The 13,002-nt window shown below is 63.2% G+C and carries 14 protein-coding genes; 2 read left to right on the top strand and 12 right to left on the bottom strand.

The window, feature by feature from the left end:
• Positions 1-32: 32 nt before the first annotated feature.
• Positions 33-1,349, top strand: coding sequence for an MATE family efflux transporter (locus B5G34_RS02815; protein ID WP_087334020.1), 1,317 nt, complete (start codon positions 33-35; stop codon positions 1,347-1,349).
• A gap of 62 nt (positions 1,350-1,411) precedes the next feature.
• Positions 1,412-2,077, top strand: coding sequence for a hypothetical protein (locus B5G34_RS02810; protein ID WP_087334019.1), 666 nt, complete (start codon positions 1,412-1,414; stop codon positions 2,075-2,077).
• A gap of 49 nt (positions 2,078-2,126) precedes the next feature.
• On the opposite strand, the gene B5G34_RS02805 is transcribed toward B5G34_RS02810, so the two are convergent.
• The 12 genes from B5G34_RS02805 to B5G34_RS02750 all read right to left on the bottom strand — a co-directional run bounded on the left by B5G34_RS02805 (position 2,127) and on the right by B5G34_RS02750 (position 12,988).
• Positions 2,127-3,317: a pyridoxal phosphate-dependent aminotransferase gene (locus B5G34_RS02805; RefSeq protein WP_087334017.1), complete on the bottom strand. Its 1,191-nt coding sequence runs from the start codon at positions 3,315-3,317 to the stop codon at positions 2,127-2,129.
• Positions 3,318-3,488: 171 nt separating this feature from the next.
• Positions 3,489-4,073: an ECF transporter S component gene (locus B5G34_RS02800; protein ID WP_087334015.1), complete on the bottom strand. Its 585-nt coding sequence runs from the start codon at positions 4,071-4,073 to the stop codon at positions 3,489-3,491.
• Positions 4,074-4,324: 251 nt separating this feature from the next.
• Positions 4,325-5,113 (bottom strand): type III pantothenate kinase, encoded by a 789-nt coding sequence (locus B5G34_RS02795; RefSeq protein WP_087334013.1) that lies wholly within the window; start codon positions 5,111-5,113, stop codon positions 4,325-4,327.
• Between the two features lie 344 nt (positions 5,114-5,457).
• Positions 5,458-6,336: a site-specific tyrosine recombinase XerD gene (gene xerD, locus B5G34_RS02790; RefSeq protein WP_087334011.1), complete on the bottom strand. Its 879-nt coding sequence runs from the start codon at positions 6,334-6,336 to the stop codon at positions 5,458-5,460.
• 25 nt (positions 6,337-6,361) lie between these two features.
• A complete protein-coding gene (locus B5G34_RS18655; protein ID WP_162609406.1) occupies positions 6,362-6,994 on the bottom strand; it encodes a hypothetical protein in 633 nt (210 codons plus the stop codon).
• 442 nt (positions 6,995-7,436) lie between these two features.
• Positions 7,437-8,816 (bottom strand): thioether cross-link-forming SCIFF peptide maturase, encoded by a 1,380-nt coding sequence (gene scfB / locus B5G34_RS02780; RefSeq protein WP_087334007.1) that lies wholly within the window; start codon positions 8,814-8,816, stop codon positions 7,437-7,439.
• Positions 8,817-8,884: 68 nt separating this feature from the next.
• Entirely contained in the window at positions 8,885-9,025 is a 141-nt protein-coding gene (gene scfA / locus B5G34_RS02775) for a six-cysteine ranthipeptide SCIFF (protein ID WP_087188745.1), read from the bottom strand.
• Between the two features lie 58 nt (positions 9,026-9,083).
• The gene (locus B5G34_RS02770) at positions 9,084-9,509 is read right to left on the bottom strand and encodes a TIGR04086 family membrane protein (protein WP_087334005.1); all 426 of its coding nucleotides are present in this window, start codon (positions 9,507-9,509) and stop codon (positions 9,084-9,086) included.
• Between the two features lie 61 nt (positions 9,510-9,570).
• On the bottom strand, positions 9,571-9,876 hold the full coding sequence (gene yajC, locus B5G34_RS02765; RefSeq protein ID WP_343286547.1) for a preprotein translocase subunit YajC: 306 nt from the start codon (positions 9,874-9,876) through the stop codon (positions 9,571-9,573).
• 164 nt (positions 9,877-10,040) lie between these two features.
• Positions 10,041-11,171 carry a tRNA guanosine(34) transglycosylase Tgt gene (tgt, locus tag B5G34_RS02760; protein WP_087334003.1) on the bottom strand — a complete coding sequence of 377 codons (1,131 nt, stop codon included), beginning with the start codon at positions 11,169-11,171 and terminating at the stop codon, positions 10,041-10,043.
• 108 nt (positions 11,172-11,279) lie between these two features.
• Positions 11,280-12,557, bottom strand: a complete 1,278-nt coding sequence (locus tag B5G34_RS02755; RefSeq protein WP_087334002.1) for a cytochrome c biogenesis protein/redoxin — start codon at positions 12,555-12,557, stop codon at positions 11,280-11,282.
• Entirely contained in the window at positions 12,554-12,988 is a 435-nt protein-coding gene (locus B5G34_RS02750; RefSeq protein ID WP_087334000.1) for an Rrf2 family transcriptional regulator, read from the bottom strand. The genes B5G34_RS02755 and B5G34_RS02750 overlap by 4 nt, the downstream gene beginning before the upstream one ends.
• Between the last annotated feature and the right edge of the window lie 14 nt (positions 12,989-13,002).

Raw genomic sequence — 13,002 nt, 5'->3', positions numbered from 1 at the left:
CTTGTCCGGCTTTTTTGTTTGGAGGGATCTATATGGACTTACTGCGGGACAGGGTGCGTCCCCTCTACTTCCGCTATCTGGCCGCCGCCTTCGGCAGTACCTTTATCAGCTCCATCTACAGCGTGGTGGACATGGCGGTGGTAGGCCAGTACCACGGCCCGGAGGGCACCGCCGCTCTGGCGGTGGTGGCCCCGGTATGGAACGTGATCTACAGCCTTGGCCTGCTCAACGGCATCGGCGGCTCGGTGTGGTACGGCCTGGCCAAGGGCCGGGGCTCCGGGGAGGAGAACCGCTACTTCACCACTGCCCTGCTGGGGGCCATGTTCTGGGCGGCGGTGTGCTGGGCCGCCGTGGTGTTCTGGGACGAGCCCCTGCTCACCTTCTTCGGGGCGGAGGGGGACCTGCTCCCCATGGCTCAGGCCTATCTGGGGCCCATCCAGTATGTGGTGCCTGCCTTTTTGCTGTCCCAGATGCTCTCCGCCTTCCTGCGCAGCGACGGCGCGCCGGGGCTGGCCACGGCAGCGGTGCTGTCCGGCGGCATCTTCAACATCTTCGGCGACGTGTTCTTTGTCTTCGGCCTGGACATGGGCATCCGGGGTGCCGGTCTGGCCACCGCCGTCGGGGCGGTCATCACCCTGGCGGTGGCGTTGAGCCACTTCTTCCGTAAAAACTGCACCCTGGCCCTGGCTCTGCCCGTGGGCCTGCCCAGGCTGCTGGGCCGGGTGTGGACAGCGGGCTTCTCCGCCTTCCTCATCGACGTGGCCATGGGGGTGCTCACCATCCTGTTCAACCGGCAGATCATGGCCTGGCTGGGCACCGACGCCCTGGCAGTATACGGCGTCATCGTCAACATCTCTACCTTTGTCCAGTGCTGCGGCTACAGCGTGGGCCAGGCCGCCCAGCCCATCCTGTCCTTCAATTTCGGGGCGGGCCGCCGGGACCGGATGGCTCAGGTGCTGAAATACGCCCTGTGTGCGGCGGCGGTCTTCGGTCTGGTGTGGACGGCGGCGGTGCTGGCCTTCCCCAACGGCTTTGTGTCCATCTTCATGAAGCCGGAAGCCGGTGTGCTGGCCATCGCACCCGCCATTCTGCGCACCTACGGCCTGTCCTTCCTGCTGCTGCCCTGCAACGTGTTCTTCACCTACTATTTTCAGTCGGTGCTCCGGCCGGGCAGCGCCCTGTTCCTGTCGGTGCTGCGGGGTCTGGCCCTCAGCGGCGGACTCATCCTGGTCCTGCCCACTCTCCTGGGCAGCGGGGCTTTGTGGCTGGCCATGCCCATCACCGAGGCAGTCACCTTCTGCGCCGCCCTGGTGCTGATGGGCCGGGCCAAAACCTTAACGAAATCATAGTGGAAGGGAGCGGACAGGCCGGGTATACTGGGGATGAACATCCAAGTGAAAGGAGCATCCCTATGGTCACACCCCATGCGCGGCGGGCAGGCGCCTGTCTGTTGGCTTTCACCCTGCTTCTGGCCGGGTGTCAGAGCCGGTCCCCACTGCCGGACAGCACCCCCGCGGAAACGACTGCCGTCACCCAGCCCAACACGGTTACCTCCATCGAGCCCCACATGATGGCTGACGGGACCACAGCTTCCATTATCTGCCGTGGGGGCGTCTTTGCCCTCCAGACCCAGAAGGAAACCCCCGGGGAGGTGTACTGCACCTCCATCACCTACGGCTCACAGCGGCTGGAGTTTGCCGAGCCCCTCTATCTGTGCGGGGGCAACTTCCGCAATGAGGTCTTTGTCACTGCTGACGGGGCCCTGGCACTGCTTCTCACCGGCGACAGCGGCTCCGACGGCTATTTCCTCACTAAGGACGCCGTGCATGAGTTCCACACGGCGGACGTGGCCGACGGGGCGGTCTTTCTCTTCCCCGACCGGGAGGGCGGCCTGGGCTACCAAAAGGTGATGGCCCCCTGCCTGGATCTGCTCCAGGCCGCCGGCTACCCGCCCGGGGTGTCCCCGGAGGACACCTACAGTGAGGAGGGCACCGCCGCCCTGGGGGCGGACGGCCTCACCTTCACGGTGGAGCACACCACCACCGTTCAGGAGCGGGTGGCCCAGTTTTCCGCATAAAAAGAGGACCCTCCGGCGCTGCCGGGGGGTCCTTATGTCTGTACAGGGATTACTCCGCCAGGAACTTCTCCAGACGGGCCAGGCCCTCCTTGATGTTGTCCATGGAGGTGGCGTAGGACCAGCGGACGAAGTTGGGGGCGCCGAAGCCGGAGCCGGGCACCACGGCCACCAGGCCGTACTTCAGGAAGGCGTCGGCGAACACGTCGTCGTTGGTGATCTCCACGCCGTGGATGGTCTTGCCGATGAGCTCGCTCAGGTTCATCATCACGTAGAAGGCGCCCTCGGGCTTGATGCAGCTGACGCCGGGGATCTGATTCATCCGCTCCACGATGTAGTTGCGGCGCTCCTCAAAGGCCTTCTTCATGGTCTCCACCTCGTCCTGGGGACCGGTGAGGGCGGCCACGGCGGCCTTCTGGGAGATGGCCACGGGAGAGCCGGTGGAGTGGCTGACGTAGTTGGCCATCACCTTGGCGACCTGCTCGTTGGCGCAGGCGTAGCCGATGCGCCAGCCGGTCATGGCGTAGGCCTTGGACACGCCGTTGATGAGGATGGTGCGCTCCTTGGCATCGGCGCTGAGGGAGGCGAAGCTGGTGAACTCCCGTCCGTCATAGGCCAGGCAGGCGTAGATCTCGTCGGAGATGACGTAGAGGTCGGCCTTCTCGCACACGGCGGCCAGGGCCTCCAGCTCCTCCTTGCTGTACATCATGCCGGTGGGGTTGGAGGGGTTGTTGAGCATGATGGCCTTGGTCTTGGGGGTGATGGCCCCCTCCAGCTTGCCGGTGGTGAGCTTGAAGTGCTCGGCCTCGGTGGCGGTGACCACCACGGGCACGCCGCCCACCATCTTGATCAGCTCAATGTAGCTCACCCAGTAGGGCGCGGGCAGAATGACCTCGTCGCCGGGGTTGACGATGGCACGCAGGGCCAGATACACCAGATGCTTGGCGCCGCTGCTCACCACCACCTGGGCGGGCTTGTAGCTGAGGCCGTAGTCGGCCTTCATGCGGTCGCACACCGCCTGGCGCAGCTCCACGGTGCCGGCGGCGGGGGTGTAGCGGGTCACATTATTCCGGATGGCGGCAATACCCGCCTCCTTAATGGCGTCGGGGGTGTCAAAGTCGGGCTCACCCGCGCCGAAACCGATCACGTCAATGCCGTCGGCCTTCATCTGCTTGAACATGGCGTCGATGGCCATGGTGGTGGAGGCCCGGACGGCCTGGGCGATGGTAGACAGCTCTTTCAATGGAATCTCTCCCTTGTCACACAATTTCTTGACATATTATATGCGCCGACTTGCAAAATTGCAAGTCCTTATTTGAGATTTTTCCCGTTTTTTGAATGAGAAGGTCAAAGAAGATGCAAAAAGGCCGCCGCACGGCTGTGCGGCGGCTCTTTTTCAGACGGTCATGGGGCTTCAGGCGTACTTTCTGGCCCCCACTACCCGGACGATGACGGTGCTGAGCACCAGGTTGATGGCCAGCTCCAGCAGGAAATTGACGCCGGTGAGGCCGAAGATGATGTAGTACACCAGATCGGTGCCGCCGGCCCAGGCCACCAGAGTGTCGTGGAAGAACAGGGTCAGGCCGATGCAGAAGATGCCGGTGTTGACCACCGGGCACAGGATACCGGCGGTGATGGAGGCGGCCATGGGGCTGCGCAGGTCGATGGCCCGGTAGGCCACGCCGGCCACCAGACCGGCCAGGGCGCCCTTGACCACGCACAGCACGGCGGTGAGGAAGGGGTTGGCGGTGAACAGGATGTTGCCGCCCACGTCCCAGCCCGCCACACAGGCGATAAAGACCACCACGCCGAACACGCCGCCCAGCCAGGCTCCGGCGCTGGCGCCGTACAGGGCCGCGCCGATGATGATGGGGGCCAGGGCCAGGGTGATGGAGAAGGGTCCGAACTTGACGAAGCTGGCGACTACCTGCAGGACGATGATGATGGCCGTCAACAGGGCCAGTCCGGTCAGGCGTCTGGTTTTTTCTTGTGCTCTCATTCTCAGTTACCTCCTGCTGCCGCTCCTTTTCAAAAGGATGCAGCGCATAATTGGGAATCTCCGAATCAATCTCCTGCGGCTGAGCGCCGGGCCTTTTGCCCCATTCGTGCAGTTTGCCAAACGGGAAATACATCCAGTATTCCTCCGTTTGCCAAACTTTCGCCTGTGTCAAAATTCCTCGGCGTCAGCTCTCGTCGATTGAATCAGAGCTTCCCTTATTTACCCACGGCAATCTGCCGTTGAGTACATAGTCAAGGGCGCCGGCTCTTGCGGGTGTTCTTCTGATAGAGCAGATAGAGACCCCGCATGACCAGGTCGGCGTCATAGTGGGCGGTGCGTTTGCAGTAGCGCAGGATGCGGGGGGCGCTGCCGCCGGTGGCCACCACGGTGACCGGGCTGCCTGCCGCCTCCTCCAGCCGGTCGATGACCCCGTCCAGCATGGCGGCGTGGCCGTACAGGGCGCCGGAGCGCATGGCCTCCTCGGTGGTGCGGCCCAGCAGCTCCACCGGGGCGGTGGACTCCAGGGAGATGGGCGGCAGGGCGTCCGCCCGGGACCACATGGCCTCCAGGGCCAGGGTGAGTCCCGGCATGATGACGCAGCCCTCATACACGCTGCCCGAAATCAGGGAGGCCGAGGTGGCGGTGCCCAGATCCACCATGACGATGGGGCTGGGATAGGCGGCTATGGCCGCCACCGCCGAGGCCACGATGTCGCTGCCCAGCTGGTTGTGGATCTCCGCCTTGATGTTGAGCCCGGTCTTGATGCCGGGGCCCACCACCATGGGGGTCTTGCCGGTGAGCCGGGTGATGGCGTCGGTAAAGATGGCGGTGAGGGGGGGCACCACGCTGGACAGGATGGACCCGTCCACCGCCCGGATGTCCGCGCCGTACAGGCCGAACACCCCCAGCAGATCGATGGCGCACTGGTCCCGGGTCTTGCTCCGGGAGGTCTCCAGGGTGGCCCGGAAGGTCAGCTTCCCCGTTTCGTCAAACAGGCCCACCGTGGTGGTGGAGTTGCCCACGTCTACCGCCAGGATCATGCCGAGCGCTCCCTTCGTTTGTGGTCTTCAAATCCAAAATATTGTAGCAGTTTTGCCCACCACCGTCAAGGCCAACGCAAACACCGGCCGCGGTTTCCGCGGCCGGTGTGAGGCTGTCGAAAAAGCGGCGCAGCCGCTTTTTCGAGAAAGACGCAGCCCGCCGCGCGCATAATTTGCCCGCTGCAAGCGTGCAAATTCCACACTTGCGGTCTGAGAAGTGTTTTCAGCCACGCACATGTCGCGGCTGAAAACAGATTTGGACTTTCTTCGCACCTGCGGGCGCGAACTCTGCGAGGCTTTGGGGGCAAACGAACACCGGCCGCGGTTTCCGCGGCCGGTGTGATTCATGCTCTGGGATGGGCCTTGTTGTACACGTCCTTCAGCTTCTGGCTCACCAGCTGGGTGTAGATCTGGGTGGAGGAAATGTCGGCGTGACCCAGCATCTCCTGGATGGAGTGGAGGTCCGCGCCGTTTTCCAGCAGGTGGGCGGCAAAGGAGTGGCGGAGGGTATGGGGGGTGATGTCCTTCTGGATGCCCGCCTTCTCCTGATAATGCTTGATGATCTTCCAGAACCCCTGGCGGCTCATCCGCTCCCCGCTCATGTTGACGAAGAGGGCCTTCTCGTCGGGGTGCTCCACCATCCGGGGCCGTACCCGGTCCACATAGTGCTGCAACGCCCGGATGGCCGTCTGGTACAGGGGGATGATGCGCTCCTTCCCCCGGCTGGCGCACCGCACAAAGCCGGCGGACAGGTTCAGATTGTCCAGATTGAGCCCGATAAGCTCGGATACCCGGATGCCTGTGGCGTAGAGCAGCTCCAGCATGGCCTTGTCCCGGCAGCCCTTGGCGTCGGTGGGGTCGGGCTGCTCCAGAAAGAGCTCCACCTCCCGGGAGGAGAGAATGTGGGGCAGCTTGCGCTCCACCTTGGTCTGGGTCAGCCCCCGGGCAGGATTCTCGCTGACCTGCCCGATCTCCATCAGCCAGGAGTAAAAGGATTTCAGGGAGGCCTGGCTCCGGGTCACCGTGGCCGCCGACTTGCCGTGGGCCGTCATGCCCCGGGAGTAGGCCTCCACATCGGCATGGGAGGCCTGGATGGGAGAGAGTCCCTCCTCCCCCAGCCAGCCCAGATACTGGCGTACGTCACGCAGATAGGAACTCAGCGTGTTGGGCGACGCCTTTTTTTCTTCTGTCAGATACCGTTCGTAGCCGTTCAGATATTCCATCCGTCCAACACCTTCCCGCATCTCTCTATCGGTTCAAAAGCACCCCTGCCGCTCCTGAGAGGAGGGCGGGCACCGCGGTCCGTTCCAGCAAAATACACACACACAAAACTCCGCCGCACATGGCGCAGCGGATGAGACAGTCCCGGCCCCAGAGCACCCGGCCCTTGCCGTCGCCCCTGACCCGGGCTGCCAGGGCCCGGGCGGACAGAAAGCTCTGCACCCCCAGCACAAAGAGCACAGGCAGGGACAGGGCCCCGCCGATGCCGAACACCAGACAGGCCAGCAGCCAGCCCGTCCCGCCGAAGGCCCGCACAAAGGAGGCAATGGAGAAGGCCAGCAAAAAGCCCCGCACGGCAAAGAGCACCGGCAGCCCCAGCACACCCAGGGCGGTAAAGCCCAGCAGCAGCGCCGCCAGCGGCCAGCGCAGGGTGTCCCACACCTGGCCCCAAAGGGCGGGAATATCCACGGCGCCCCCCTGGGCAGCCGCCAGAAATGCCTCCAGATAGGCGTGGAGGCTGGTCTCGCCTGCGCCGCCCACCCTGGCGGCCAGCAGGCAGCCCGTCAGGCCCCCGGCTCCCAAGCAGACCGACAAAATGACCAGGGCCGGAGCAATGCCGTCCGCCGGCACGTTCCAGGCCGCTACAATGGTCCTGCGCACATCCTTCACCTCCCGGAAAAGCCTATGCACAAGACCACATTTTCAGACCCGCTTGTTCATTTCTGATTATAACTATACCTGAATGGCAGACATTGTGCAAGGCGCGGCAAGGAAAAAAGTGATTTTTGGTGATTATGCCATATATTTATGTGAACTGTATTATGTAAATCTCGTAAGCAAAACAGCTGCCGGCGGGGTGTTTCCCTTGCCCGACAACGTATTTCAGCCTTCCTTTTCTGTAAAGTGATCCTACTTTTCAGCTCGCCAGGAGCCGCAAAGCGCCCCCTTCATTCTGTCCGGTCCATCAGGGTCCGCCCTCTCCCCCGCTCCGGCTGGCGGCAGCAAAAAAGCCCTGTCTCCCAAGGGTTTGAGCCTCGAGAGACAGGGCTTGCTGCGTTGATTACAATGATTACAGATGGTATAATTACGTTTTGTAATCGGCTCAGTCGGCCATACCGGCGTCGATGGCCTTGAGGGCGATGGCGCACTCCAGCCGCTTGCGCTCCAGCTCGCAGCCCACCTTGTGGGGGTGCTTTATGTCGCCGCCGACAAGCAGATTGGAGGCCGAGCAGCCGCCGGAGCAGTAGAACCGGGCCCAGCAGTGGGAGCACTCCTCACGGGTGTACACGTTGAGGCCGGCGAACTTGGAGGACAGGCTGCTGTCGAAGGAGCCGTCCTTCACGCTGCCCAGCTTGTACTCCTCGTTGCCCACGAACTGGTGGCAGGGGTAGATGTCTCCGTCGGGGGTGACGGCCACGTACTCGCAGCCGGCGCCGCAGCCCCGCAGCCGCTTGATGACGCAGGGGCCCTGCTGAAGGTCCACGTTGAAGTGGAAGAAGTTGGTCTCCCGGTGGTCCTTCAGGTACTCGGCCAGGCGCTCATACTCGGCCTTCAGCTCGGGCAGGTCGGACTCCTGAATGGCGTAGGGATCGGTCTCCTTCCCCACCACCGGCTCCACGGAGACGTTCTTGCCGATGGCGGCCAGGGCCATCACGTCCTCGGCGAAGTCCTTGTGGTAGCGGGTGAAGGTGCCCCGCAGGTAGTAGTCCTTGGTATCCCGGCCGGCGATGAGCTTTTTGAACTTGGGCACGATGACGTCGTAGGAGCCCTTGCCGTTGATGGTGGGCCGCAGGTCGTCGTTGACCTCCTTGCGGCCGTCCAGGGAGAGCACCGCGTTGGACATCTCACGGTTGATGTACTCGATGTTCTCGTCGTCCAGCAGCACGCCGTTGGTGGTCATGGTGAAGCGGAAGCACTTGTCATGCTCCTTCTCGATGGACCGGGCGTACTCTACGGTGGCCTTGACGGTGTCCATGGCCATCAGGGGCTCGCCGCCGAAGAAGTCCACCTCGATATTGCGGCGCTTGCCCGACTTGGCAATGACAAAATCGATGGCCTGCTTGGCGGTGTCGATGTCCATGGTCATCCGCTTGCCGGTGCCGAAGTCGCCGGTGGAGGCGAAGCAGTACTTGCACCGCAGGTTGCAGTCGTGGGACACGTGGAGGCACAGGGCCTTCACCAGGGCCTGCTGCTGCATGGAGGCGGCCTTGTCCCGGTCGATGTAGTCGTCGGCCTCAAAGAGCAGGCCCTCCTGCTTCAGACCCTGCAGCTCCCCCCAAGCCTCGGCCAGGGCGGCGGGGTCGTACTGGGGCAGGGCTTCGGCGGCCCAGGCAGGCAGCCCGCCCCCCAGGCTCTCCCCGTTTTCCTCCCGCTCCGCCAGAGCGGAGAGCAGATCATAGGTCAGCTGGTCCAGCACGTGGACGGCGCCGCTGTTCACATCCACGGCGATGCGCACGCCGAGGCACTGAAAGGTATGTACCATAAATTTTTGTTCCTTCCTCAGAGCATAGCAAAGGGTGGGCTAGCAGCCCACCCTTGCCTTTTTGTGTGTTACCGGTTCTCGCACTTCTGGTTGGCCACGGTGCAAGAGGTCTTACAGGCGGACTGGCAGGAGGTCTGGCACTCGCCGCAGCCGCCGTGGGCGGCGCTCTTCTTCAGAGTAGCGCCGTTGAGCGTCTTGATATGCTTCATTCTGATTTCCCTCCCAAATAGAGACTTTAGGACATTATACCATAGGGTCTTTCCGATTTCAACGCTTTCTGCGTTTTTTCCGTTTGCCCCCGGTGCTGCCGCTCCCCACCAGGCCGGCGGCCGCCCCGCCGCACAGGGCCCCGCACAGCAGGCCGATGCCCCCCGCCTCCAGGGACACGTCCCGGAAGCACAGGGCCCCCAGGGTGAGCACCAGCAGAAAGAGCACTGCCCCGGTGAGCAGACCGGCGGCCAGACCGCCGCCGCAGCGCCTCACCGTCAGCAGGCCCCCGCAGAAGCCGCCCAGTACGCAGCCCACAATGGTGATCTGGTAGGTCAGCTCCATGCCCAGCACGCCGCCGGAGATGGCCATGGACATGCCCAGCAGGAACAGCAGGCACACCCCCAGGGCCAGCAGGCCCCCCAACAGGATGCCAAGGGCGCAGCGCAGCAGCTTCGCCCCCTGGTCTTCCTCCTTTTTCCGCATAAAAAACACCCTCCCTTGCCACAGGTTCCTGATGAAACCTATGCCGGGAGGGCGTTTCTTATTACTTCTTGTCCTTGGCGTCCTTGGACTCGCCAGCGCCGTCCTCAGCAGTCTGAGTGCCGCGGGTGGACACAGCCCACTTGGTGAACTCCATGCGCACGCGATCAGAGCTGGTCTCGATCACGATGGTGTTCTCCTTCACCGCGCAGATGGTGCCCACAACGCCGCCGATGGTGGTGATCTGGTCACCCACGGTCAGCTCGGAGCGCATCTTGGCGGCTTCCTTCTTCTTCTTGTTCTCGGGCCGGATCAGCAGGAAGTAAAACACCGCGACCAGGAGCACCAGAGGAATGATCATGCTCAACATACTACCCGTTCCGCTTGTGGTGCTGGACAACATCGCATTGGTGATCTGTGCTGTCAATACAATCCCCTCCGATTTTTACTTTGACGCTGTGCGTCATCAATGGGACATTATAAAACGATTTGCAGGTTTTGACAAGAGTTTTTCCCTATCTTTCACAAATTGTTTCAGATACGGCCGGCCAGTTTCTCGGAATATTCCGCCCGGAAGGCGGCAAATTCACCGGCGTCCAGGGCGTCCCGGATGCGCTGGGCCAGCTTGTTGTAGAAATAGAGGTTGTGCATCACCGCCAGGCGCATGGCCAGCATCTCGTCCGCCACAAAGAGGTGGCGCAGGTAGGCCCGGGAGAAGTTCCGGCACACCGGGCAGTCGCAGTCGGGGTCGACGGGCCGCTCGTCGGTCTTGTACTTCTCGTTGCGGATGTTCATGGCCCCCGACCAGGTGAACAGCTTGGCGTGGCGGGCGTTGCGGGCGGGCATGACACAGTCGAAGAAGTCCACCCCCCGGGCCACGCCCTCGATGATGTTGGAGGGAGTACCCACACCCATGAGATACCGGGGCTTGTCCTGGGGCATATAAGGCTCCACCGCGTCGATGATGTCGTACATCACCTGGGTGGGCTCCCCCACCGCCAGGCCGCCGATGGCGTAGCCCTCGCAGTCGATCTTGGCGGTCTCCTTCATGTGCCAGATCCGCAGATCGGGGAAGGTGGCCCCCTGGTTGATGCCGAAGAGCATCTGATGGGGATTCACCGTGTCGGGCAGGGCGTTGAGCCGGTCGTGCTCCGCCTTGCACCGCTGGAGCCACCGCAGGGTGCGCTCGCAGGAGGCTTTGGCGTACTCATAGGTGGCCGGGTTCTCCACGCACTCGTCAAAGGCCATGGCGATGTCGCTGCCCAGGTTGGACTGGATCTGCATGGACTCCTCGGGGCCCATGAAGATGCGGCGGCCGTCGATGTGGGAGGCGAAGGTGACCCCCTCCTCCTTGATCTTCCGCAGGCCGGACAGGGAGAACACCTGGAACCCGCCGGAGTCGGTGAGGATGGGCCCGTCCCACCGCATGAATTTGTGGAGCCCTCCCATCTGGCGCACCACCTGGTCGCCGGGCCGCAGGTGGAGGTGGTAGGTGTTGGACAGCTCCACCTGACAGCCGATGTCCTTCAGGTCAAAGGCGGACAGGGCCCCCTTGATGGCCCCCTGAGTGCCTACATTCATGAAAACCGGCGTCTGCACGGTGCCGTGGGCGCAGGTAAAGACGCCCCGGCGGGCCTTGCCCTCGGTCTTGATCACTTCAAACACAGTAAAACCCCTTTATTTTGCAAGTGTTATTTATCATACCAGAAACCAGGGAAAATGACAACGCCCCAAAACCAGAAAGAGCGGCGCCATGCGCCGCTCTTCCCTGCTTTAATTTACACTGTCCATGGTCTGCTGCACCACCGACTCCATAATGGACGCCGACATGGCCCCGGGCACATAGCCGTACACGTTGCCGTTTGCGTCGATCATAAAGGTGGTGGGAAAGGCGGAAATGCCGTACCAGGCGAAAACCTGCCCCGTGGTGTCCATCAGCACCGGGAAGGTGTAGCCGTGATCCGTCAGAAACTGTTCCACCTCGTCCTGGGACACGTCCTGAACGCCGGGGTTGGCCACCCCCAGCACCACCAGGTCCCCGGCGTTTTCGTCATAGGCCTCGTACAGCGCCTGAACGTCGGGCATCTCACTTTTGCAGGGGCCGCACCAGGTGGCCCAGAAGTTGAGGAACACCGTCTTGCCCTTGTAGTCGGACAGGGTGTGGGTGTTGCCGTACTGGTCGGTGAGGGTGAAGTCGGGGGCCGCCACCGTCTGGGGCTGCTGGCTGGCCGAGGGCTCCGGCGAGGGGCTTTCCGAGGCCTCCGGGCTGGGGGTGACGCTCTCGCTCTGGTTGGGCGTCTCCGCCCCGGCGCTCCCCCCGCCTACCCCGGACAGATAGCCGGTAATTCCGTTCATAAAGCCGGTGAGGGTCATGATGCCCATCAGGATGAGCAGGGCCGCCCCCACCTTGCCGGTATACTTGACCACCTTCTGGTGGGTTTTGAAGAAGTTGAGCACCGTACCGGTGAAGACGCCCACCGCCAGGAAGGGGATGACAAAGCCGGCGGTGTACACCGCGATGAGCAGAAAGCCCTTGGCCGCGCTGGCGGCGGAGGAGGCCATCAGCAGCACGCCCCCCAGGGTGGGCCCCACGCAGGGGGTCCAGGCAAAGCTGAAGGTGAAGCCCAGCACCAGGGCCACCAGGGGATTCATGGACCACCGCTCCAGCCGGAAGGGCAGGCGGTGCTCGGTCTCCAGGGCGGCAGCCTTGCCGAAGAAGCCGAACTGGTAGACGCCGAAGAGGATCATGATGATTCCGCTGATCCGGGCAAAGAGGGTCTGGTGTCCGCTAAAGAAGCGGCCGGCGGCGGTAAAGCCCAGACCCAGCACAAAGAAGGCAAAGCTGATGCCCACAACGAAGAACAGGGTGTTGATCAGCACCTTCCCCCGGGGGTAGCGGATATTGCCCTTCTCATCCACCGTCCGGGCGCCCCCCGCCAGATAGCCCACATAGAGGGGCACCAGAGGGAGCACACAGGGGGAAAAGAAGCTGAGCAGGCCCTGCAGAAAGACGGTGAGCACCGGTACACCGGTTTCCAGCTGCAAATTCATAGGGTCTCTCCTTTTTGTATGGATTCCAGCTGCCCCTCCAGGTCGGTGAGGCGGAGCTGGGCCAGACGGGCCCTGCACCGGCCGTCCAGATCGTCAAAGAGGTGATCCATCACCCCGGCCATGCCGGAGGCCACCATGCAGCCGCAGTCCACCCCGCCGCCGCTGTGCCAGGCGGGCTCCACAAAGCGGACCGCCAGGGCGTCGGCCACCACGTCCAGGGTGAGGGCGGCGGGATCGGCGGTCAGCTGGTAGCCCCCGTCGGTGCCGGTGCGGGTGGTCACCAGCCCCGCCTTTTTCAGCTTGGCCATCACCTTGCGCACCCGGGCCGGGTTGGTGCAGATGTTGGCCGCCAGCTCCTCGCTGGAGAGCATGCACCCCCGCTTGTCCAGATAAATGAGGGCGTGGACCGCCACGCAAAACAGGCCGTTCATGACATGGATTTCCC

The organism is Flavonifractor sp. An82, assembly GCF_002159265.1.
Lineage (GTDB): Bacteria > Bacillota > Clostridia > Oscillospirales > Oscillospiraceae > Flavonifractor.
Note: the sequence above shows the minus strand (reverse complement) of the source record. Positions and strands in the feature narration are given on the sequence as shown.